Source organism: Bradyrhizobium sp. DN3 (assembly GCF_041357655.1).
In the GTDB taxonomy this organism is placed as follows: domain Bacteria; phylum Pseudomonadota; class Alphaproteobacteria; order Rhizobiales; family Xanthobacteraceae; genus Bradyrhizobium.
Genome location: NZ_JAULLN010000030.1, coordinates 24,554 through 44,580 on the forward strand (window position 1 = coordinate 24,554; position 20,027 = coordinate 44,580).

Consider the following 20,027-nt stretch of genomic DNA (forward strand, 5'->3'; position numbering starts at 1 on the left):
TGTCGCAGTTCTGCGACAGTCGTGGGTGAGGCAGCGCAAGATTGAGCACTTGCAGCTTCCACACCGTCATTGCGAGCGCAGCGAAGCAATCCAGACTGTCCCCGCGGAAAGATTCTGGATTGCTTCGCTTCGCTCGCAATGACGATCGAGGAAGCAGTTGCGTTCAGTGGTTCAGCTCGAACCGCTTCAGCTTCCGATGCAGCGTGGCGCGGCTGACGCCGAGGGCCTTGGCGGCCGCCGAAACGTTGCCACCCGCGCGGAGCATCGCCCGCTGCAACACCGCGCGCTGACCGCCGGCAAGGTGGTCGTGTGCAGTGTCGCCGCCGAGGAGATCGGCCGCGGGCACCGGCTGCAGTGCCCGGCCGAGGGCGATCCCGAGTCCGATCCGGGCAGCGCGGGTTGCGCCGATCACGAGATCGTCCGCATCAACGGCGATGAGGCCGCCGCAACTGCCGTCCGGGCCCTGCGTCAGAACGATGCGGGCATGGCTGAAGGCCCTGCGAAACAGGTCGGCCTCGATACGCTTGGCCGCCTCGCCCGCCGCCAGCGCGATCAGACTGGAGAACGCGTCGGTGCGGTCGGCGCGGCAGGAGGAGACGTCGAGCACGCCTGCCAGCGCCGCCTCGTGGTCGTAGATCGGAACGGCGGTGCAGCTCAAAAGCGTGTTGCGGGCGAAGAAGTGCTGGTCGCGATCGATCGTCAGCGGACGCTGCTCGACGAGGCAGGTGCCGATGCCGTTGGTGCCCTCGTGCTCCTCGCTCCAGAGCGCGCCGGTCCACAGCCCCCAGGATTGAAACGTCGCATCGTCCCCCGGCGTGCCACGGCGATCGACCGGAACGCCCTCGCCATCCGCGAGCAACACGCAACAGCCGCTCGCGCCGACGGCCTGATACAGCCGGTCCATCGCACCTTGCGCGGCCGCCAGCAGCGGCGCGATGCGCTCGCGGGCCTGATCCAGCTCGGCTTCGGTGAGCCGCATCGGTGAGCTGCGGCCGGCGGGATCGAGATGATGCAATCGGGACGAACGACGCCACGAGGCCACGAGCGCGGACCGGGCCGCCTGGCCTGACGCGATGGCGGCCTCGACGCGGGCCGCGTGATGCGGGGGCGTTGACCCATTCATCACTTGTTTCCTCCGGAAGGCAGTCTAGGCAGTACCGGCACGGCCCGGTTGATCTGCGTCAATCTTGGGCGACTGCGAGGCATGAGCCCCCTTGCTGTGGCGCCGTCAAGGCAGCCGACCGCTTCTTGGCCTACGACTTTCGGTACAGTTGAGGGCTGAGTTGGCGCCGATCGGCAGCCGCTTTCGTTGCCGGTTTCGAATGCAGCGAAAACGCTATTTCGCCGGTATCATCCGAACGAGATCATGCGGATTGACATAGTCGAGCTGGTAGCGCGCCCGCTCGTCCAGCATATCAGGATCGATCCTGGACGTGCGCAGCAACGAGACGCGCTGCTCGCTCCTGGCGCGCTCGCGCTTGAGCTGTGCCAGCTCGCTGGTCAGCGCGATGATCTCCTGGTCGAGCTCCTGGCGGGCATTGAGGCCGTATTTGCCGGTGTAGGCGTTGACACCGAAATAGCCGACGATCGCCGCCGCCATCGCATAGAGGGCAAGGCCGGTCAGGATCGATTTCAGGCGCGCGCGGGAGACCATCTTGGGAAGATGGGGCAGGTTGGTTAAGGGAGTGCTAATCGTCCTCTCCCTGCGCGTCGCTCCAGCCGCCGATCGCGGCGAGGCAAGCTATCTCCACGCGTCATGGCCGGGCCTGTCCCGGCCATCCACGTGCTTTGCCTGGGATGACGAAGAACGTGGATGCCCGGGACAAGCCCGGGCATGACGGAGAGTTGAGCGGCCGTGGCTTCCAGTTTCAGCCGTGATGCTTCGCGACGTGGGCGGCGAAGGCGTCGATATAGGCCTGGAGCACAGGCTTCAGCGACTCCTTGACCAGATTGCCCTCGGCATCAAAGGCGTCGCCAATGGCGTTCAGATAGGTCTCCGGCTGTTGCATGATCGGGCCGGTAATACCAGGCAGGATGGTTTGCAAATGCTTGGCCGCGCTGACCCCGCCGAGCGGGCCCGGCGAATTGGAGATGATGCCGACCGGCTTGCCATTGAAGGAGCTCTTGCCATAGGGCCGCGAGGCGACGTCGATGGCGTTCTTCAGAGCACCAGGGATGGAGCGGTTGTATTCGGGCGTGACGAAGATGACGCCGTCCGACTTCTGAAGCTTATCGCGGAACGCCAGCCAGTCCGCGGGAGGCGCGCCCTCGAGGTCCTGATTGAAGAACGAGATGCCGGCCGGCGTGATCACCTCGAGCTTGAGCGAGCTAGGTGCGAGCTTGGCGAGCGCATTGGCGATCTTGAGCGAAAAGCCGGCCTTGCGCACGCTGCCGGCGATTACGACGATATTGTAGGCCATGGAATGTCCTTCGAACTTGAGCGGGAGTGCCGGGAGCGCACTTAAGCGATCCGGACCAATGGATGCAAGTGCATGAACCGGCTCGATTTGGAAACGCTGCGTTTCTCGAACGTACCCCTTGGCTTCTCCGGGCGACATCGCGCCCTTTGGCTGTTGGCCAAAACATTCGGGCCGCCAAGCGGCGGCCCGATCTCTCGCCCAAACGGCTAACTCCGATCAGATCGTCGGATTCCACGCCGACGGAATCAGGCGATATTTGGCGCCGTCCTTCACGACATGCCCGACCGACGGGAAGGTGAAGTGGAAGCCGATCACGGTCGCCTTCTCGGCCGCCGCCATGTCGTAGAATTTGTGACGGGTCGCTTGCGCCATCGCGGCATCATAGTCGAACATCACATGCCAGTCCGGATTGCGCAGGAAGAATTCCGGAATGTTGGTGACATCGGACTGGATGAGCACCTTGGCATCGCCCGATGCGACCGCGAACGAGGTGTGGCCTGGCGTGTGACCCGGCGTCGCGATCGAGGTGATGCCGGGCGCGACCTCCTTGCCCCACTCGTACTTGGTGACCTTGGACTCGAGGCCGGCAAAGGTCTTCTTCACGTTGGCGAAATAGTTCTTCATCATCGGGTTGGACTCCGCCTTGGCGACGTTGTCCTCGCTGGTCCAGAACTCCCAGTCCTCGCCCGGCACCATGATCTCTGCATTCGGGAAGGCGAGCGTGCCATCGGCGAGACGGAGGCCGTTGGTGTGGTCGGGATGCAGATGCGACAGCAGCACGACATCGATGTTCTTCGGGTCGACGCCAGCGGCCTGGAGATTTTGCAGGGTGCGGCCGACAGCGCCCTTGCTCGGCTCGAGATTGGCGACGCCGTTGCCGGTATCGATCAGCACGAGCTTGGAGCCGGTGTTGATGAGCTGCGGATTGAACGGCACCGTGACCATGCCCTTCGGCATGTAGGCCGCCTCGCCCGCGGCCAGCGCCTCGTCCTTCGGTATGTTGACGACGAACTTCTCCGGCATCGGGAAGGTGCGCGCACCATCGTTGATCGACGTGCACTCGTAGCTGCCGACCTTGTAGCGGTAGAAGCCCGGCGCCTGCGTCCCAGCCGGCTGCACTGAGGCATTGGCGGTGGTCGGTCCAAGCCCGGTAACGGCGGCCGCACTGAGGGCGGCGGCACCTGCGAGCAGGTGACGGCGATTGAGGTCGGTCATGCAGAGGTCCCCTTCTGAACGCCTTGCGGTTTTTCCGCTTTCAACGGCGGCGGGAATAATCCCCCGCTTCGCTCAGAAGGCAAGTCCCTTCTTCCGGTGATGTGCCGTCTCACATCACGATAATTTATTTGGGTTGATGGGGAATTTTTTCGCCGATCACCTGTCTGCGCCAGTATCGCCTCGGTGCCTGGCCGTAGACTCGCTTGAAAGCGTGCCCGAAGGCGCTCTCCGACGAGTATCCAAGCTGCGCGGCCGTTGCCGAAACGGTCGCTCCACGTCGAAGAAGATCGCGTGCAAGCCGCATTCGCCATCTAAGCAGGTAGTCGAGCGGCGCCAGCCCCACCAGCGACTTGAACCGCTTCGAAAACGCGGATCGCGACATGGCGATCGCTTCGGACAATGCTTCCAGGGTCCAGGGGTGAGCGGCGTCTTCGTGCATCAGCCTGATGGCCTTGCCGATCCTGGCGTCGACCAGTGCGTTGATCCATCCCAAACCCTCGCCGGCATCCTGATCCAGCGCCGCGCGGAGCACCTGGACGAGCAGGACGTCGGCAAGCCTGTCGGTGAGTACGGCCGCTCCGATTCCCGTCCCCCTGATTTCAAGGTCGAGAATCTCGAGCGTGGAATGAATGACGGCTGCCGATGGACTGCGCGACGGTATGAGCAGAAAGCGAGGGAGCGCATCGAGCAGCAACCCGGCGTCCGACGCTTCGAAACCGAAACTGCCGGCAAGCAGAACGGTATCGCGGCCCGCGTGACGCGCGACATCCGACTGCGTCCAATCGAACGCCGCTATACCGTCTTCGGGAGCAAGGCGTTGGTCGTTGGCCAGAACATAGGCTGGTGCATTGGCCAGAAGAAAGCAGTCGCCGGAGACAAGCCGATGATGGGCTTCGTCGCCGAAATCGATCCAGCAATCACCTCGGATGACCGCGCCGAACTTAAGGGCGGGTTTGGCCGGGAACCGATACGACCAATTGCCGCCCGCCTCGAACCTCGTGCAACGCGCAGCGCGAACGTTCAGGAGCGAGAAGACCTGAGACAGCGGGTCCGAGGTCTTGTGCCTATCCGAGGGTTTGTCCAAGGCTTGATCCGATCTCGACGATTTTCGAGCATTTCGAGCATAGATCATCCTCGATTCCGATGCGAAGTTCATCTCGCAACGAATTGCGTGGAACATCTATGACAGGCATCGCAGGCAAGGTCATCGCCATCACGGGCGCCAGCAGCGGAATTGGCGAAGCCGCCGCCCGGCATCTCGCAGAACGTGGCGCCATCGTGATCCTCGGCGCACGGCGCGCCGACCGGCTGCAGATTCTGGCCGCGAGCATCGCCTCAAAGGGCGGAAAGGCGTCGTACCTCGTCACCGACGTCAGGCAACGCGAGGATGTCGCCAGGCTCGTCGGACTTGCCACGGACCGATACGGGAAGCTGGACGTCCTGATCAACAATGCGGGGATTGCCCCGATTTCCCGCCTTGACGACCTGAGGGTCGACGACTGGGACGACATGATCGACGTGAACGTGAAAGGCGTGCTCTACGGAATCGCGGCCGCCCTGCCCGTCTTTCGACGTCAGGGCTTCGGTCATTTCATCAACACCCTGTCGACCGCCGGCATCAAGATCGTTCCGACAATGGCGGTCTACGCGGGATCGAAGAATGCCGTCAGGGCGATTTCCGAAGGGCTTCGTCAGGAGGCCGGCCCCTCGGCTCGGGTGACAACCATCTCACCCGGTTATGTCGACACCGAACTGCCGTCCTCCATGACGGATTCCGCGTTGCGGGAGCAAGGACAGGCAAGCATGAAGGCGATGGCCATTCCGGCGAGCGCAATCGCGGAGGCGATGGCCTTCGCGATTGCGCAGCCGGATAGCGTGGACGTCGGCGAGATCGTCATTCGCCCCACGGCTCAGGCATAAATTCGATCAGGCCTGGACACCGTTGCGCGTCACGACTTATTCGGGTTGATGAGGAATTTTTCGCCGGTGGCACGTTTGGCGTACACCGCGATGTTGGCGGGATCGAGCGCCTCGGCAAGCGACACCACCTTGGTGTAGTGGCTGGCGAAGGTGGTCTTGAGCTCGGACGCGACGCGCTGGCGCAGGCGACCGATCTCGGCCGGACCGATCTTCTGGAGGAACGGCGTGAGCAGCCAGCCGCCGACGCCCCAGCTCAGGCCAAACGAGCGGTTCAGCTCGGTCGGGCGCGTGTCGAGGCTGCCGTAGATATAGACCTGCTTGTAGACGTTGGAGCCGTAGCGGCTGTATTCCTTCGCGGTCTTGCTGGCCGCGATCTCCATCGCGGTGAGAATCTGGCTCGCCAACTTGCCGCCGCCAATAGCGTCGAAGGCAATCGTGGCGCCGGTCTCGACCAGCGCGTTGGTGAGGTCGTCCATGAAGCTCGCCGCGCTGGAATCCACGACATGCTTGGCGCCGATCTTGTGCAGGATGTCGGCCTGCTCCTTGCTGCGCACGATGTTGACGAGACCGACGCCGTCCTTAATGCAGATCTTGTTGAGCATTTGGCCGAGATTGGAGGCGGCGGCCGTGTGCACGAGCGCCTTGTGGTTCTCGCGCCGCATCGTCTCGGTCATGCCGAGCGCGGTCAGCGGATTGACGAACCAGGAGGCGCCGTCGGCCGCCGTGGTGCCTGCCGGCAGCTCCATGGCGTCGCGGACCTTCAGCACGCGATATTGCGTGTACATGGCGCCGCCGATCATCGACACCGTTTTGCCCATCAGCGCCTTCGCCGCATCCGATGATCCGGTCCGGATCACCGTGCCGGCGCCTTCGTTGCCGACCGGCAATGACTGATCGAACCTGGCCGCCATCATCCGCATCGCGCCCTCAGGCATTTTCGCGGTGATCACCGGTGCGTCCTTCGTGCCGGAAGCCTGAGCCGCCGACATGTCGGCGGCCCCGATCAGGAGCCCGAGGTCGGAGGGGTTGATCGGCGTGGCTTCGACGCGGACCACGACCTCATCGTCGGCCGGCTCCGGTGTCGGGACATTCACGAGGGACAATTCCAGCTCGCCGCTCTTCTTGAGCAGCGAACGCAGCTGCAGTCCGGTCTTGCCGTCGCTCATGTCGATCCTCCCCTGTCCGTCTTTTCGCGAGTCGAAGCGCCGGCTTATGCCAGCGCCTTCAGTGCCGCCTTGCCGCCATAGAGCGCCTGCTTGCCGAGCTGCTGCTCGATGCGCAGGAGCTGGTTGTATTTGGCGGTGCGGTCGGACCGCGCAAGGGAGCCGGTCTTGATCTGACCGCAATTGGTGGCGACCGCGAGGTCGGCGATGGTGGAATCCTCGGTCTCGCCGGAGCGGTGCGACATGACCGAGGTGTAGCCGGCCTTGTGCGCCATCTCGACGGCGGCGAGCGTCTCGGTCAGCGTGCCGATCTGGTTGACCTTGATCAGGATCGAGTTGGCCCGGCCCGCTTTGATGCCTTCGGCGAGGCGCTTGACGTTGGTGACGAAGAGATCGTCGCCGACGAGCTGGCACTTCTTGCCGATGAGGTCGGTGAGCTCCTTCCAGCCGTCCATGTCGTCTTCCGACATGCCGTCCTCGATGGTCACGATCGGATAGCGCGCGACGAGGTCCGCAAGGTACTTGGCCTGCTCGGAGATCGAGCGGGACTTGCCCTCACCTTCATAGACATACTTGCCGTCCCTAAAGAACTCGGTCGAGGCGCAGTCGAGCCCGAGCACGATGTCGGAGCCCGCCTTGAAGCCGACCTTGCCGATCGCGTTCATGACGAAGTCGAGCGCCGCGTCCGCCGACGGCAGGTTCGGGGCGAAGCCACCCTCGTCGCCGACATTGGTGTTGTGGCCGGCCTTCTTCAGCTCCGACTTGAGCGTGTGGAAGACTTCCGCACCGTAGCGCAGGCCCTCGGCAAAGCTCGACGCGCCGACCGGCAGGATCATGAATTCCTGGAAGTCGATCGGGTTGTCGGCGTGCACCCCGCCATTGATGATGTTCATCATCGGCACCGGCAAGAGCCGCGCCGAGGTACCGCCGACATAACGGTAGAGCGGCATGTCGAGCGAGTTCGCGGCCGCCTTGGCGCAGGCCAGCGACACACCGAGGATGGCGTTGGCGCCCAGCCGGCTCTTGTTCGGCGTGCCGTCGAGGTCGATCATGATCTGGTCGATCTGGGCCTGCTGCTCGACATCGAGGCCGCTCAGGGCCTCGAAGATCTCGCCATTGACGGCGCTGACTGCCTTGGAGACGCCCTTGCCGAGATAGCGGGCCTTGTCACCGTCGCGCAGTTCCACTGCCTCATGGGCGCCAGTCGAGGCTCCCGACGGCACCGCGGCGCGGCCGAGCGCGCCGTCTTCCAGCACGACATCGACCTCGACGGTGGGATTGCCCCGGCTATCGAGGATTTCGCGGCCGATGATGTCGATGATGGCGGTCATGATGTGCACTTCCGTTCGTTAGGGCTGATCGGTGTCGCGGGTCTTACACGGGCCGCAAGCAAATGTGAACGCTTGGACGAGCCGCTTCGACTGACGCATGAAGAACCTCAGACTATGCTCGACGGCATCTCGTCTGCGCGTCCAACCTCAATCCTAGACAGTCGGGGTAACGCCATGAATCGCCGCCAGTTTCTTGCCTCGAGCGCCGCCCTCCTCGCCGCCCGCCCAAGTTTTGCGCAGGAAGGCCCGTTCCGGACGAAATACTTCCCGATCAGCCCAGGCATCGGCCTGCACGATCTCACGCCCGCTCCTGACGGCACCGTGTGGTTCACGGCGCAGGGCAAAGGCCTGCTCGGCAGGCTCGATCCAAAGGATGGCACCTTCAAGACGGTCAGCCTCGGCCAGGGCGCCGCCCCGCACGGCGTGACCATCGGCCCCGACGGCGCGCCATGGATCACCGAGGGCGGCCAGAATGCGATCGCGCGGGTCGATCCCGGCGATCTCAAGGTCACGCTGTTCCGCCTGCCGGAAAAGTTCGCCTCCGCCAATCTCAACACCGGCGTGTTCGATAAGGAAGGCACCTACTGGTTCACCGGCCAGTCCGGCTATTACGGCCGGCTTGTGCCGAAATCCGGCGAGATGACGGTCTTCAAGGCACCAAAAGGCATCGGGCCCTATGGCATCACCGTGACGCCCAAGGGCGACATCTGGTACGCCTCGCTTGCCGGCAGCTACATCGCCAAAGTCGATCTTGCAAACGGCAATGCCCGCGTCGTGCAGCCGCCGACACCGAATGCGGGCTCACGGCGCGTCTGGTCGGATTCAAAGAGCCGGATCTGGGTCAGCGAGTGGAATAGCGGGCATGTCTCGGTGCACGATCCCGCCGACGGCTCGTGGAAGACGTGGAAGCTGCCGGGCGAACGTCCCCGCGCCTATGCCGTCTATGTCGACGACAAGGACAAGGTCTGGCTGAGCGATTTCTCCGCCAACGCCATCGTCCGTTTCGATCCCGCGACCGAGCGGTTCAACGTCTTCGCCAGCGACAAGGCCAATGCCAATGTGCGCCAGCTCGACGGCAGGCCGGGCGAGCTGTGGGGTTGCGAGTCCGGCAACGACCGGATCGTCATGATCCAGACGATCGCGGCCGGTTGACGGCCGCGACATTTGCGTCCATCCCGGCATCCGAAACAGGATGTGACGACGATGGCGAAGAAATCCCTCCAGCTCGGTCGTGCGGTCGAGTGGCCGCACACACCGGAAGAAGCCCAGCTCGACCGCGTGCCCAATCCGCAAAAGGGCACCGACTACCTGGTGCGCTTCACCGTGCCGGAATTCACCTCGCTCTGCCCGGTGACGGGCCAACCGGATTTCGCGCATCTGATGATCGACTACGCGCCGGGTGCGTGGCTGCTGGAGTCGAAATCGCTGAAACTCTACATCGCGAGCTTCCGCAATCACGGCGCCTTCCACGAGGACTGCACCGTAATGATCGGCAAGCGCATCGCGAGCGAGATCAAGCCGAAATGGCTGCGCATCGGCGGCTATTGGTATCCGCGCGGCGGCATCCCGATCGACGTGTTCTGGCAGACCGGCCGTGTGCCGAAGGGCCTGTGGGTGCCTGAGCAAGGCGTCGCGCCCTATCGCGGGCGGGGCTAGAGCATGATCCGGAAAAGTGTGAAGCGGTTTTCCGAAAAGATCATGCTCAAACAAAGAGCTAAAGCGAGATGACGATTCAACCCAATCTCATCGCGCTTTAGCGTCCTCTTGTCCCACTTGGCGCGGCCTTGACCGAGGCTGCTCAGGCCCGCGCGTCTGACGGCGCCCGCTGCTTGAGCAGCCGGGCGCAGAGGAAGCCCAGCACCACCATGATCACGGCGCTCGCGGACAGGGTCGGCATCTTGCCGGCATGCTGGAGGCCGAAGCCATAGGCGAGCGGCCCCACGGTCTGCCCCATGAAGAAGAAGAACGAATGCAGCGACAGCGCGGTGGCGCGCGCCTCGACCGAGAGTTCGCTGGCGAAGACCTGCAGACAGCCATGGGCGATGTAGAAGCCCCATCCCATCACGATGAGATTCAGGGCCTGCACCTCCCAGCGTGGCCCGAAGGCGACGGCAATGAGCTGTGAGGCAACCAACGTCATGCCCGCGATCATCATGCCCTTCATGCCGAGCCACGGCAGCAGGCGCGACACCGTCAGTGTGTAGAACAAGCCGCCGACCGCAAAGCCCGCGATGACGATACCGGCGATCGAGAGCGAGGTCTGCCCGAGCTCGAACAGGAACGAGGCGATGTAGGGAAACAGGCCGAGCACGCAACAGCCCTCGATGAACACGGCCGAGTAGCAGACATAGGCGTTCGGATTGGTGAAGATGGTGCGATAGCCGGCCTTCAGCGCCGATAGGCTGGTCTTCGGTGGATGCTTAACCTTGGCGCCGTGAAAGCCGGCGGCAACCGCGATCGAGGCGGCGATCACGAGCACGCCGAGCACTGCGAGCACGCCACGCCAGCCGAGAAAATCGCCGATCAGCCCGGAGGCCGAGGCGCCGAGCAGATTGCCGGTCATCGCGCCGGCGAGCGTGCGGCTGATCGCGACCTGGCGTTTCTCCGGCCCAACGAGATCGCTGGTCAGGCTCAACGCCACCGGAAACACGCCGCCGGAGCCGATGCCGGCGAGGATGCGGGTCGCAAACAAAACCGAGAACGAGGTCGAGAGCGCGCCGAGGATGTTGGCAAGGCCGAGCAGCGCGAGGCAGCCGATCATCAGCCGCGTCTTGCCGAACAGATCGGCGGCAGCGCCAACGATGGGCTGGATGATAGAGAAGGTGAAGGCGAACACCGCGGCAAAGCCCGCGGCGGTCGCGATGCTGACGCCAAAGTCCTCGGCGACATGCGGCAGCACCGGATCGAGCGCGCGTGCCGAGAGCGCTGCGGCGAAGCTTGCGCCTGATATGACGTAGAGCGCTGTCGGCAAGCCGTGATCGTGCGGCCGCGCCTCGCCGTGCTGCATCAGCGCGGGCCGGTTTTGACAGATTCTTTGGCGAGCGCGTCGAACGCCATCAGTCTAGCGATCAGCCCCTCGAACTGGCGCAGCGGCACCATGTTGGGGCCATCGGAGGGCGCGCGATCAGGATCGGGATGGGTCTCGATGAAAACGCCAGCAACGCCAACGGCAACAGCCGCGCGTGCCAGCACCGGCACGAATTCGCGCTCGCCGCCCGACGACGTCCCCTTCCCGCCCGGCTGCTGCACCGAATGGGTGGCATCGAAGATCACGGGAGCGCCGGTGGTGCGCGCCAGGATCGGCAGCGCGCGCATGTCGGAGACCAGCGTGTTGTAGCCGAAGGAGGCGCCGCGCTCGGTGACGAGCACGTTGGGATTGTTCGCGCTCGTGATCTTGGTCACGACATTCGCCATGTCCCAGGGAGCCAGGAACTGGCCCTTCTTGACGTTGACCACCTTGCCGGTCGCGGCCGCAGCGAGCAGCAGGTCCGTCTGCCGGCAAAGGAAAGCGGGAATCTGCAGGACGTCGACGGCCTGCGCCACCTCGGCGCATTGCGTGGCCTCGTGCACGTCCGTCAGCACCGGCAAGCCAAGCGAGGAACGGATCTCCGCGAAGATCGGTAGCGACTGCGCGAGGCCGAGCCCGCGCGCCGCGGATGCGCTGGTGCGGTTGGCCTTGTCGAACGAGGTCTTGTAGACGAGGCCGATCTTCAGCCGCGCGGCGATCTCCTTCAGCGCGGAGGCGACCTCCAGCGCATGCTGGCGGCTCTCGAGCTGGCACGGCCCGGCAATGACCGAGATCGGCAGGTCATTGCCGAATTTGACCGTGCCAATGGTGACGACCGGCGCCGCTGACGTCGAAGAGCTCAAGGCAAATCCCTCGTTTCGGCGCGACCATAGCCCCGATGAGGGTCGGATCAACCCTATTCGGCCAGGGCGGTCAGAATATCAGGGTTGCGCCAGGGTTCCTCGCCGCGCGAGGGATCGCTACTTCACCACTGAGAAGGCGGTCGGCGCCAGGACCTGGCTGACGATGTTGGCGACGATCTGGCCGTCGGCTTCGCTCTCGGCGCGCGCTTTCATCCAGTCGGGATCGGCAATGAACTTGCCCCACTTCGTCTCGCGCTCGGCGAGCGACTCCCAGGCCAGGAAATAGGTCAGCTCCTGGTTGGATTCACCGATCAGCGTGGTGAAGAAGCCGGCCTGCTTGATGCCGTGCTTCTCCCAGATCTTCAGCGTGGCGGTCTCGAACCGCTTGAGCAGTGCCGGCAGCCGGCCGGGGACACAGTGATAAACGCGCATCTCGTAGATCATTGGAGTTCACTTCTGCATTGTTGTTCTTGCGGCTGGGAGTTGTCGCAACAAATTGCGCGATCGTCAAAGGCGAAGGGAGCCCACTACACCAGCCGGCTCTGCACCATCGCCGCCTGAATGAAGGACGCGAACAGCGGATGCGGCTCGAAGGGCCGCGACTTCAGTTCGGGGTGGAACTGGACGCCGATGAACCAGGGATGATCCTCGTACTCGACGATCTCCGGCAGCACGCCGTCGGGCGATAGCCCAGAGAATTTCAGGCCGTGTTGCTCGAGGCGGTCCTTGTAGGCCGTGTTGACCTCGTAGCGATGGCGGTGACGCTCGGAGATTTCCGTCGCGCCGCCATAGACCTCTGAGACGCGGCTGCCGCGATTGAGCGTTGCCGGATAGGCCCCGAGCCGCATCGTGCCGCCGAGATCGCCGGCCTGCGAGCGCTTCTCGAGCTCGTTGCCGCGCAGCCATTCCGTCATCAGGCCGACCAGCGGCTCCTTGGTCGGACCGAACTCGGTGGAGTTGGCGTCCTCGATGCCGACGAGATTGCGCGCGGCCTCGATGACAGCCATCTGCATGCCGAAGCAGATGCCGAAATACGGCACGTCGCGCTCGCGCGCGAACTGCGCCGCCTTGATCTTTCCCTCCGCGCCGCGCTGGCCGAAGCCGCCGGGCACCAGGATGCCGTTGACGTGCTCGAGGAACGGCGCCGGATCTTCCTTCTCGAAGATCTCGCTCTCGATCCAGTCGAGATTGACCTTCACCTTGTTGGCGATGCCGCCATGCGAGAGCGCCTCGATCAGCGACTTATACGCATCCTTCATGCCGGTGTACTTGCCGACGATGGCAATGGTGACGTTACCTTCAGGATTGCGCACGCGCTCGTTGATCTCTTGCCAGCTCCGCAGCTCCGGCGGAATCCGCGAGCCGATACCGAAGGCGGCGAGCACTTCGTCGTCGAGGCCTGCATTGTGGTAGGCCTCAGGGACAGCGTAGATGTTGTCGACGTCGCGCGCCTCGATCACGGCACTTTCGCGCACGTTACAGAACAGCCCGAGCTTGCGCCGCTCCTCCTTCGGGATCGCGCGGTCGGTGCGGCAGAGCAGGATGTCCGGCTGGATGCCGATCGAGCGCAGCTCCTTCACCGAGTGCTGCGTCGGCTTGGTCTTGAGCTCGCCGGCGCTGGGGATGTAAGGCAGCAGCGTGAGATGGATGTAGACGGCGTGATCGCGCGGCAGCTCGTTCTTGAGCTGGCGGATCGCCTCGAAGAACGGCAGGCCCTCGATGTCGCCGACGGTGCCGCCGATCTCGACCAACACGAAGTCGTAATCGTCATTGCCGTCGAGGACGAATTCCTTGATGGCGTTGGTGACGTGCGGAACCACCTGGATGGTCGCGCCGAGATAATCGCCGCGGCGCTCCTTGGAGATGATGTCCTGGTAGATGCGCCCCGTGGTGATGTTGTCGGCCTTGGTCGCCGGCCTGCCGGTGAAGCGCTCGTAGTGACCGAGATCGAGATCGGTCTCCGCGCCGTCATCGGTCACGAACACTTCGCCGTGCTGATACGGCGACATCGTGCCGGGATCGAGGTTGAGATAGGGGTCGAGCTTGCGGAGGCGGACCTTGTAGCCCCGGGCTTGCAACAGCGCACCGAGTGCCGCCGAAGCCAGACCCTTGCCGAGCGAAGAAACCACGCCGCCGGTGATGAAGATGTACCGCGCCATGGGACTTAACCTCTAATCCCTCGAATTCGATTCGCCAAAGCGATTCGTATTCCGCCCCAAAGATTTTGCGGGCCTGTGGGTGATCCAGAACTGAAAGTGGTGACAGCGCCTTGATGGGGACTTTTGCTGCAGGACGGTAGAAGCCGCCCTGCATGGCCCCCCTGCTTTATTGCGAGCGCGGCACCTGCGGGCCGGCGGGCGCCTGGTTCTGCTGCTGCTCGTCGGCCTTCTTCAGCGAATCCAGGATGCCGCCCGAGGTCGGCGGCGCGATCGGCGACCCGCCGGCCGGCTGGGTTTGCGACGGCTGGCCGATGATCGACGACGGCTTGCGGTCGTAGCCGGCGTACCAGGACAGGAACAGGCTGGTGAGGAAGAAGCCAACGGCCAAAACCGCAGTGGTCCGCGTCAAAAGATTCGCCGTGCCGCGGCTCGACATGAAGCCCGCGCCTCCGCCCATGCCGAGGCCGCCGCCTTCCGACTTCTGGAGCAGGACGGCGCCGATCATGACGGCGACGATCATGAGGTGGATGACGATGACAACGGTCTGCATAGTATCCTTCCGTCACAAGCGGGCGGCGCCTGACGGCGGCCGATCGCGCTTCGCGGGTTTTCCTGAAGTTGCGCGGTGTTACACGATCGGAGGGGGTATTGCCACCCCCGATCGGGCCCGGACCAACGGTTTGAATGAGCTAGGAACAGCCCTTGGCAATCGCAAGGAAATCGGCCGCCTTCAGGCTGGCGCCGCCGACCAGCGCGCCGTTGACGTTTTTCACCGCCATCAGCTCGGCCGCATTCGAGGGCTTGACCGAACCGCCGTAAAGGATCCGCATCTTGGCACCGTCGGCCTTGAACCGGGAAATCAGGAGCTCCCGGATAAAGCCATGAATTTGCTCGACATCCTGGGACGTGGGGGTTAGCCCGGTGCCGATCGCCCAGACCGGCTCATAGGCCACGACCAGATTGGCCGCGGTGGAGCCGTCCGGCAGCGAGCCGTCGAGCTGGCCGCGCAGGATATCCAGGGTCTGGCCGGCATCGCGCTGGCCTTGCGTCTCGCCGATGCAGACGATCGCCGTCGCCCCGGCGCGCCAGGCTGCCTCGGCCTTCTGCCGGACCAGGGCATCGCCCTCGCCGTGGTCGGCGCGCCGCTCGGAATGGCCGACAATGATGGCAGTTGCGCCGGCATCCACCAGCATTTCGGCGGCGACATCGCCGGTATGGGCCCCTGAGGCCTTGGGATGGCAGTCCTGGGCCCCCACCGCGACCTTCTTGCCCCGCGCCTTGTCGGCGAAGGCGGCGATCAGGGTTGCAGGTGGGCAGACCAGCAGGTCGGCCTTGGCAGCCACGTCCGCCGCGCCGCTAAGCATGGCGTCGAATTCGGCAGCCTGGGCCTTCAGGCCGTTCATCTTCCAATTGCCGGCGATCAGCGGTCGGATGGCGTTGGTCATGTCAGTGTCCAGCAAAATGAGGTTTGTGCATGCGCTAGCAGAGCTGTCGCGGCAGTTCCAGAGACCAGGGGCTTTTAACCGCAGCTTCGAGGCGCCGCATGAGGCGAGGTTGCGGGGGGAAAGCCGCCACTTTATGATGATCTATCAATTTGGTGACGCGCTTTTGCGGAATCTGCATTAAGACGCGCTCCCGTTCCCCTCCTGCCAAACAAGTTGGACCAAATGCTTCGAGGAATGCGCAAGGCCTCATCAAACTGGCTCGGCAAGACCATTATGGCCGTGGTGATGGGCGTATTGATCGTCAGTTTCGGCATTTGGGGCATCGCCGACATCTTCCGCGGCTTCGGGCAGTCCACGGTGGCCAAGGTCGGCAGCACCGAGATTTCGCTCAACGAGTTCCGCCAGATCTACACCGACCGCCTGCAACAGATCAGCCGCCAGTTCGGCCGTCCGCTGACGCCCGATCAGGCACGTGCCTTCGGCCTCGACCGCCAGGTGCTCCAGCAGACCATCGCCGAAGCCGCCATCGACGAAGAGGCGCGCCGGCTCGGGCTCGGCCAGTCCGACGACCAGATCCGCCAGGTCATCATGAACGACCCCAACTTCAAGGGCGTCGGCGGCAACTTCGATGCGAACCGCTTCCAGGCCGTGATCCGCAATTTCGGCTATACCGAGCAGCGCTACGTCGCCGAGCAGCGCAAAGTGTCGCTGCGTCGGCAGATTACCGGCACGATCGGCGCCGGCCTCGAGCCGCCGAAAACCATGCTCGATGCGTTGACGCGCTTCCAGAGCGAGCAGCGCGCCATTGAGTTCGTCAGACTCGACGCCGCGCAGGCAGGCCAGATCGAGGCGCCCTCGCCCGAGACGCTCGCCGCCTATTTCGAGGATCACAAGGTCCAGTTCCGCGCGCCCGAATATCGCAAGATCGCCTTCGTCGTGGTCTCGCCGGAGGAGATCGGCAAGTGGTCCGAGGTGTCGGACGAGGACGCCAAGAAAGTGTTCGACCAGCGCAAGGACCGGCTCGGCACGCCGGAGAAGCGCCAGATCCAGCAGATCGTGTTTCCCAACGTGGCCGAGGCGCAGACCGCACGCGAGCGCCTCGTCGGCGGGATGTCGTTCGAGGATCTCGGCAAGGAGCGCGGGCTGAGCGCCTCCGACGTCGATCTCGGGCTGGTGACCAAGTCTTCGCTCGATCCCGCCGTTGGCGATGCCGCCTTCGCGCTTCCTGCCGGCGAGATCAGCCAGCCGATCCAAGGCGGGCTTGGCGTCGCGATCGTCAAGGTCGACAAGATCGAGCCGGGCAAAGAAGCGGACTACGCCAGCGTTGCGGGTGAGATCAAGCGCGAGATCGCGACCGAGCGCGCGCGCGTCAAGGTCGCCGATCTCCGCGACAAGATGGAGGACGAGCGCGGCGGCGGCTCCAGCGTGATCGACGCGGCGCAGAAGCTCGGGCTCACGGCGGTGACCATCGACGCCGTCGACCGTTCCGGCCGCGCCCCGAACGGCCAGCCGGTCGCCAATATTCCGCAGGGCCTCGACGTGGTGTCGCAGGCCTTCAACACCGACGTCGGCGTCGACAACGACTCGATCTCGTTCAAGGGCGGCTATGTCTGGTACGACGTCATCGCCATCACGCCCTCGCGCGACCGCAATCTCGACGAGGTTCGCGACCAGGTCGAGGCGCGCTGGCGCCAGGACCAGGTCGCGGCCAAGCTGAAGACCAAGGCGACCGAGATGGTGCAGAAGCTCGAATCCGGCGGCAAGCTCGCCGATGAAGCTGCTGCGATCGGCGCCAAGGTCGAGACCGCGACCGGCTTCAAGCGCGATGACTCGCCTGCCGGCGTACCCGCAACCGTCGTATCGGCCGCCTTCCGCACCGCCAAGGACGGCGTCGGACAGACGCCCGTGAGCGGCGGCAGCGAAGTGATCGTCTTCCGCGTCACCGACATCGTCGAACCCGTGGTCGACGCCGCTTCCGACGCGGTGAAGAAGCTGAAGGACAGCCTCGACCGCGCGCAGACCGAGGAGCAGGTCGCTTCCTACGTCAACAAGCTTGAAACCGACATCGGGACCACCATTAATCAGGCCGCCTTCGCGCAGGTGACCGGCGCGAACCAGTGAGTTGAAAGCACGCGATGGACGACCTGAAATCGATCATTGGAAAAGTGGCGACCGGCGCCAGCCTGTCGCGTGACGAAGCCGCCTCCGCCTTCGACGCCATGATGTCGGGCGAAGCCACGCCCTCGCAGATGGGCGGCCTGTTGATGGCGCTCAGGGTGCGCGGCGAGACCGTGGACGAGATCACCGGCGCCGTTACGGCGATGCGCTCCAAAATGCTGGCCGTGACGGCGCCGCCTGACGCCGTCGACATCGTCGGCACCGGCGGCGACGGCTCCGGCTCGGTCAATGTCTCGACTTGCGCCTCCTTCATCGTCTCGGGCGCCGGCGTGCCGGTGGCCAAGCACGGCAACCGCGCGCTGTCCTCGCGCTCGGGCGCCGCCGACGTGCTGGCCTCGCTCGGGGTGAAAATCGACCTCAGGCCCGAGCAGGTCGGACACTGCGTACGCGAATGCGGCATCGGTTTCATGTTCGCCCCCGCCCACCATCCCGCCATGAAGAACGTCGGCCCGACCCGGGTCGAGCTTGCCACGCGCACGATCTTCAACCTGCTCGGCCCCCTGTCCAATCCGGCCGGCGTCAAGCGGCAGATGGTCGGCGTATTCTCGCGGCAATGGGTGCAGCCGCTGGCGCAGGTGCTCAAGAACCTCGGCTCGGAATCCGCCTGGGTAGTGCACGGCTCCGATGGCCTCGACGAGATCACCCTGACCGGCCCGACCTTCGTCTCCGCGCTCCACAATGGCGAGATCCGGAATTTCGAGGTGACGCCGGAGGAGGCCGGCCTGTCGCGGTGCGAGACCGGCGCACTCAAAGGAGGCGACGCCGAGGCCAATGCGATCGCGCTGCAAGGCGTGCTCGACGGCAAGCCGAGCCCCTACCGCGACGTCGCGCTGATCAACGCTGCGGCTGCGCTGGTCGTGGCCGGACGCGCCAAGGATCTCAAGGAGGGCGTTGCGATCGGCGCGAAGTCGCTCGACAGCGGCGCTGCAAGCGCGCGGCTGAAACATCTGATCGCGGTCTCGAACGGCTGAGCCTGACATGTCGGATATCCTGACCAAGATCGAAGCCTACAAGCGCGAGGAGATCGCCGCGGCCAAGCGCGTGCAACCGGTCTCGATTGTCGAGGCACAGGCCAAGGCGCAAGCCGCACCGCGCGGCTTCATGCGCGCGATTAAGACGAAGCACGCCAATGGCGACTATGCGCTGATTGCCGAGATCAAGAAGGCCTCGCCGTCGAAGGGACTGATCCGCGCCGATTTCGATCCGCCCCAGCTTGGCAGAGCCTATGAGGCCGGCGGCGCGGCCTGCCTTTCGGTGTTGACCGACACGCCGTCATTCCAGGGCCTTCTCGACTTCATGGTGGCGGCGCGCGCGGCAACCTCACTGCCGGTGCTGCGCAAGGATTTCATGTTCGACACCTATCAGGTGGCGGAGGCTCGCGCGCATGGCGCCGATTGCATCCTGATCATCATGGCCGCGCTCGACGATGCGACCGCCCGGGATCTCGAAGATGCTGCCTTCGCCTACGGCATGGATGTGCTGATCGAGATCCACGACCGTGCCGAGCTCGACCGCGCGCTGAAACTTCGATCGCCGATGATCGGCGTCAACAACCGCAATTTGCGCACCTTCGAGACCACGCTTGCGACCAGCGAGGCGCTGGCGCCGCTGATCCCCGCGGACCGGCTGATGGTCGGCGAGAGCGGTATCTTCACAGCCGCAGACCTTGCGCGGCTCGAGCGCGTCGGTATGTCGACCTTCCTGGTCGGCGAGAGCCTGATGCGGCAGGCCGACGTCACCGCCGCCACGCGCACGCTGCTCGCGCGCGAGACGGCACCGCGCGCGACGGGCACGCGCTGACATGGCGCGCAAGCCTTCCAAGTCCAAGTCCGAGAAGGCCGGTCCTGCCCTCACCCATATCGGCGCCTCCGGCGAAGCGCGGATGGTGGACGTGTCGGACAAGCCCGCGACCGAGCGGCTTGCGGTGGCGGAAGGCCGGGTCATCATGACCAAGGCGACGCTCGATCTGATCGTGTCCGGCAACGCCAAGAAGGGCGACGTGCTCGGCACCGCGCGCATCGCCGGCATCATGGCGGCCAAGCGCACCTCCGAGCTGATCCCGCTCTGCCATCCGCTCGCGCTGTCGAAGGTCACGGTCGACATCGAGCCGGATGCGAAACTGCCGGGCTGCCTCGTCCGCGCCAGCGTCAAGGTCACTGGTCCCACCGGCGTCGAGATGGAGGCGCTCACGGCGGTCTCGGTCGCCTGCCTCACCATCTACGACATGATCAAGGCGGTGGAGCGTGGCGTGCGCATCGAGGGCATCCATCTCGTCGAGAAGCTCGGCGGCAAGTCCGGCCACTACCGCGCCTGATCGCGTCGCTCT

The 20,027-nt window shown here is 64.6% G+C and carries 20 protein-coding genes; 7 read left to right on the plus strand and 13 right to left on the minus strand.

The features are described 5' to 3' along the window. Positions 1–163 precede the first annotated feature (163 nt). The 5 genes from AAE027_RS32750 to AAE027_RS32770 form a co-directional block, all read right to left on the minus strand. Positions 164–1,123, minus strand: a complete 960-nt coding sequence (locus AAE027_RS32750) for a GAF domain-containing protein (protein ID WP_176945505.1) — start codon at positions 1,121–1,123, stop codon at positions 164–166. Between the two features lie 213 nt (positions 1,124–1,336). Then, entirely contained in the window at positions 1,337–1,654 is a 318-nt protein-coding gene (locus AAE027_RS32755) for an FtsB family cell division protein (RefSeq protein WP_008567889.1), read from the minus strand. 214 nt (positions 1,655–1,868) lie between these two features. Further along, the gene (locus tag AAE027_RS32760) at positions 1,869–2,420 is read right to left on the minus strand and encodes an NADPH-dependent FMN reductase (RefSeq protein ID WP_091885664.1); all 552 of its coding nucleotides are present in this window, start codon (positions 2,418–2,420) and stop codon (positions 1,869–1,871) included. Between the two features lie 216 nt (positions 2,421–2,636). Beyond that, the gene (locus AAE027_RS32765; protein WP_370990026.1) at positions 2,637–3,635 is read right to left on the minus strand and encodes an MBL fold metallo-hydrolase; all 999 of its coding nucleotides are present in this window, start codon (positions 3,633–3,635) and stop codon (positions 2,637–2,639) included. Between the two features lie 124 nt (positions 3,636–3,759). After that, on the minus strand, positions 3,760–4,719 hold the full coding sequence (locus AAE027_RS32770) for an AraC family transcriptional regulator (protein ID WP_370990028.1): 960 nt from the start codon (positions 4,717–4,719) through the stop codon (positions 3,760–3,762). Between the two features lie 98 nt (positions 4,720–4,817). Here AAE027_RS32770 and AAE027_RS32775 point away from each other — a divergent pair, with 98 nt between their 5' ends. Continuing rightward, complete coding sequence (locus AAE027_RS32775; RefSeq protein WP_370990030.1) at positions 4,818–5,555, plus strand: SDR family oxidoreductase; 738 nt, start codon at positions 4,818–4,820, stop codon at positions 5,553–5,555. Between the two features lie 29 nt (positions 5,556–5,584). On the opposite strand, the gene AAE027_RS32780 is transcribed toward AAE027_RS32775, so the two are convergent. After that, entirely contained in the window at positions 5,585–6,721 is a 1,137-nt protein-coding gene (locus tag AAE027_RS32780; protein ID WP_370990032.1) for a zinc-binding dehydrogenase, read from the minus strand. 44 nt (positions 6,722–6,765) lie between these two features. Beyond that, positions 6,766–8,049 carry a phosphopyruvate hydratase gene (eno, locus tag AAE027_RS32785; RefSeq protein ID WP_370990034.1) on the minus strand — a complete coding sequence of 428 codons (1,284 nt, stop codon included), beginning with the start codon at positions 8,047–8,049 and terminating at the stop codon, positions 6,766–6,768. A gap of 174 nt (positions 8,050–8,223) precedes the next feature. On the opposite strand from eno, the gene AAE027_RS32790 reads away from it, so the two are divergent. Both AAE027_RS32790 and queF read left to right on the plus strand, forming a co-directional pair. After that, positions 8,224–9,201, plus strand: a complete 978-nt coding sequence (locus tag AAE027_RS32790; protein WP_370990036.1) for a Vgb family protein — start codon at positions 8,224–8,226, stop codon at positions 9,199–9,201. 51 nt (positions 9,202–9,252) lie between these two features. Continuing rightward, the gene (queF, locus tag AAE027_RS32795) at positions 9,253–9,705 is read left to right on the plus strand and encodes a preQ(1) synthase (RefSeq protein ID WP_100230722.1); all 453 of its coding nucleotides are present in this window, start codon (positions 9,253–9,255) and stop codon (positions 9,703–9,705) included. A 142-nt stretch (positions 9,706–9,847) separates the two neighbouring features. Here queF and AAE027_RS32800 read toward each other — a convergent pair whose 3' ends face one another. From AAE027_RS32800 to tpiA, 6 genes are all read right to left on the minus strand, one after another. Then, positions 9,848–11,056 carry an MFS transporter gene (locus AAE027_RS32800; RefSeq protein ID WP_370990038.1) on the minus strand — a complete coding sequence of 403 codons (1,209 nt, stop codon included), beginning with the start codon at positions 11,054–11,056 and terminating at the stop codon, positions 9,848–9,850. Continuing rightward, on the minus strand, positions 11,056–11,919 hold the full coding sequence (kdsA, locus tag AAE027_RS32805; RefSeq protein ID WP_370990040.1) for a 3-deoxy-8-phosphooctulonate synthase: 864 nt from the start codon (positions 11,917–11,919) through the stop codon (positions 11,056–11,058). The genes AAE027_RS32800 and kdsA overlap by 1 nt, the downstream gene beginning before the upstream one ends. Before the next feature lie 117 nt (positions 11,920–12,036). Next, a complete protein-coding gene (locus AAE027_RS32810; RefSeq protein WP_370990042.1) occupies positions 12,037–12,363 on the minus strand; it encodes an NIPSNAP family protein in 327 nt (108 codons plus the stop codon). An 83-nt stretch (positions 12,364–12,446) separates the two neighbouring features. After that, positions 12,447–14,078, minus strand: a complete 1,632-nt coding sequence (locus AAE027_RS32815; RefSeq protein ID WP_128933524.1) for a CTP synthase — start codon at positions 14,076–14,078, stop codon at positions 12,447–12,449. A 166-nt stretch (positions 14,079–14,244) separates the two neighbouring features. Further along, positions 14,245–14,628: a preprotein translocase subunit SecG gene (secG, locus tag AAE027_RS32820; RefSeq protein WP_091885697.1), complete on the minus strand. Its 384-nt coding sequence runs from the start codon at positions 14,626–14,628 to the stop codon at positions 14,245–14,247. 139 nt (positions 14,629–14,767) lie between these two features. Next, positions 14,768–15,523: a triose-phosphate isomerase gene (gene tpiA, locus AAE027_RS32825; protein WP_370990044.1), complete on the minus strand. Its 756-nt coding sequence runs from the start codon at positions 15,521–15,523 to the stop codon at positions 14,768–14,770. Between the two features lie 222 nt (positions 15,524–15,745). On the opposite strand from tpiA, the gene AAE027_RS32830 reads away from it, so the two are divergent. From AAE027_RS32830 to moaC, 4 genes are read left to right on the plus strand one after another with little or no spacing between them, the layout of a single operon-like run. Further along, entirely contained in the window at positions 15,746–17,644 is a 1,899-nt protein-coding gene (locus tag AAE027_RS32830; protein ID WP_370990046.1) for a SurA N-terminal domain-containing protein, read from the plus strand. 14 nt (positions 17,645–17,658) lie between these two features. Further along, entirely contained in the window at positions 17,659–18,672 is a 1,014-nt protein-coding gene (trpD, locus tag AAE027_RS32835) for an anthranilate phosphoribosyltransferase (protein ID WP_128933520.1), read from the plus strand. Positions 18,673–18,679: 7 nt separating this feature from the next. Then, positions 18,680–19,501, plus strand: a complete 822-nt coding sequence (gene trpC / locus AAE027_RS32840; RefSeq protein ID WP_370990047.1) for an indole-3-glycerol phosphate synthase TrpC — start codon at positions 18,680–18,682, stop codon at positions 19,499–19,501. 1 nt (position 19,502) lies between these two features. After that, on the plus strand, positions 19,503–20,015 hold the full coding sequence (gene moaC, locus AAE027_RS32845) for a cyclic pyranopterin monophosphate synthase MoaC (RefSeq protein WP_370990049.1): 513 nt from the start codon (positions 19,503–19,505) through the stop codon (positions 20,013–20,015). The last annotated feature ends 12 nt before the right edge of the window (positions 20,016–20,027 follow it).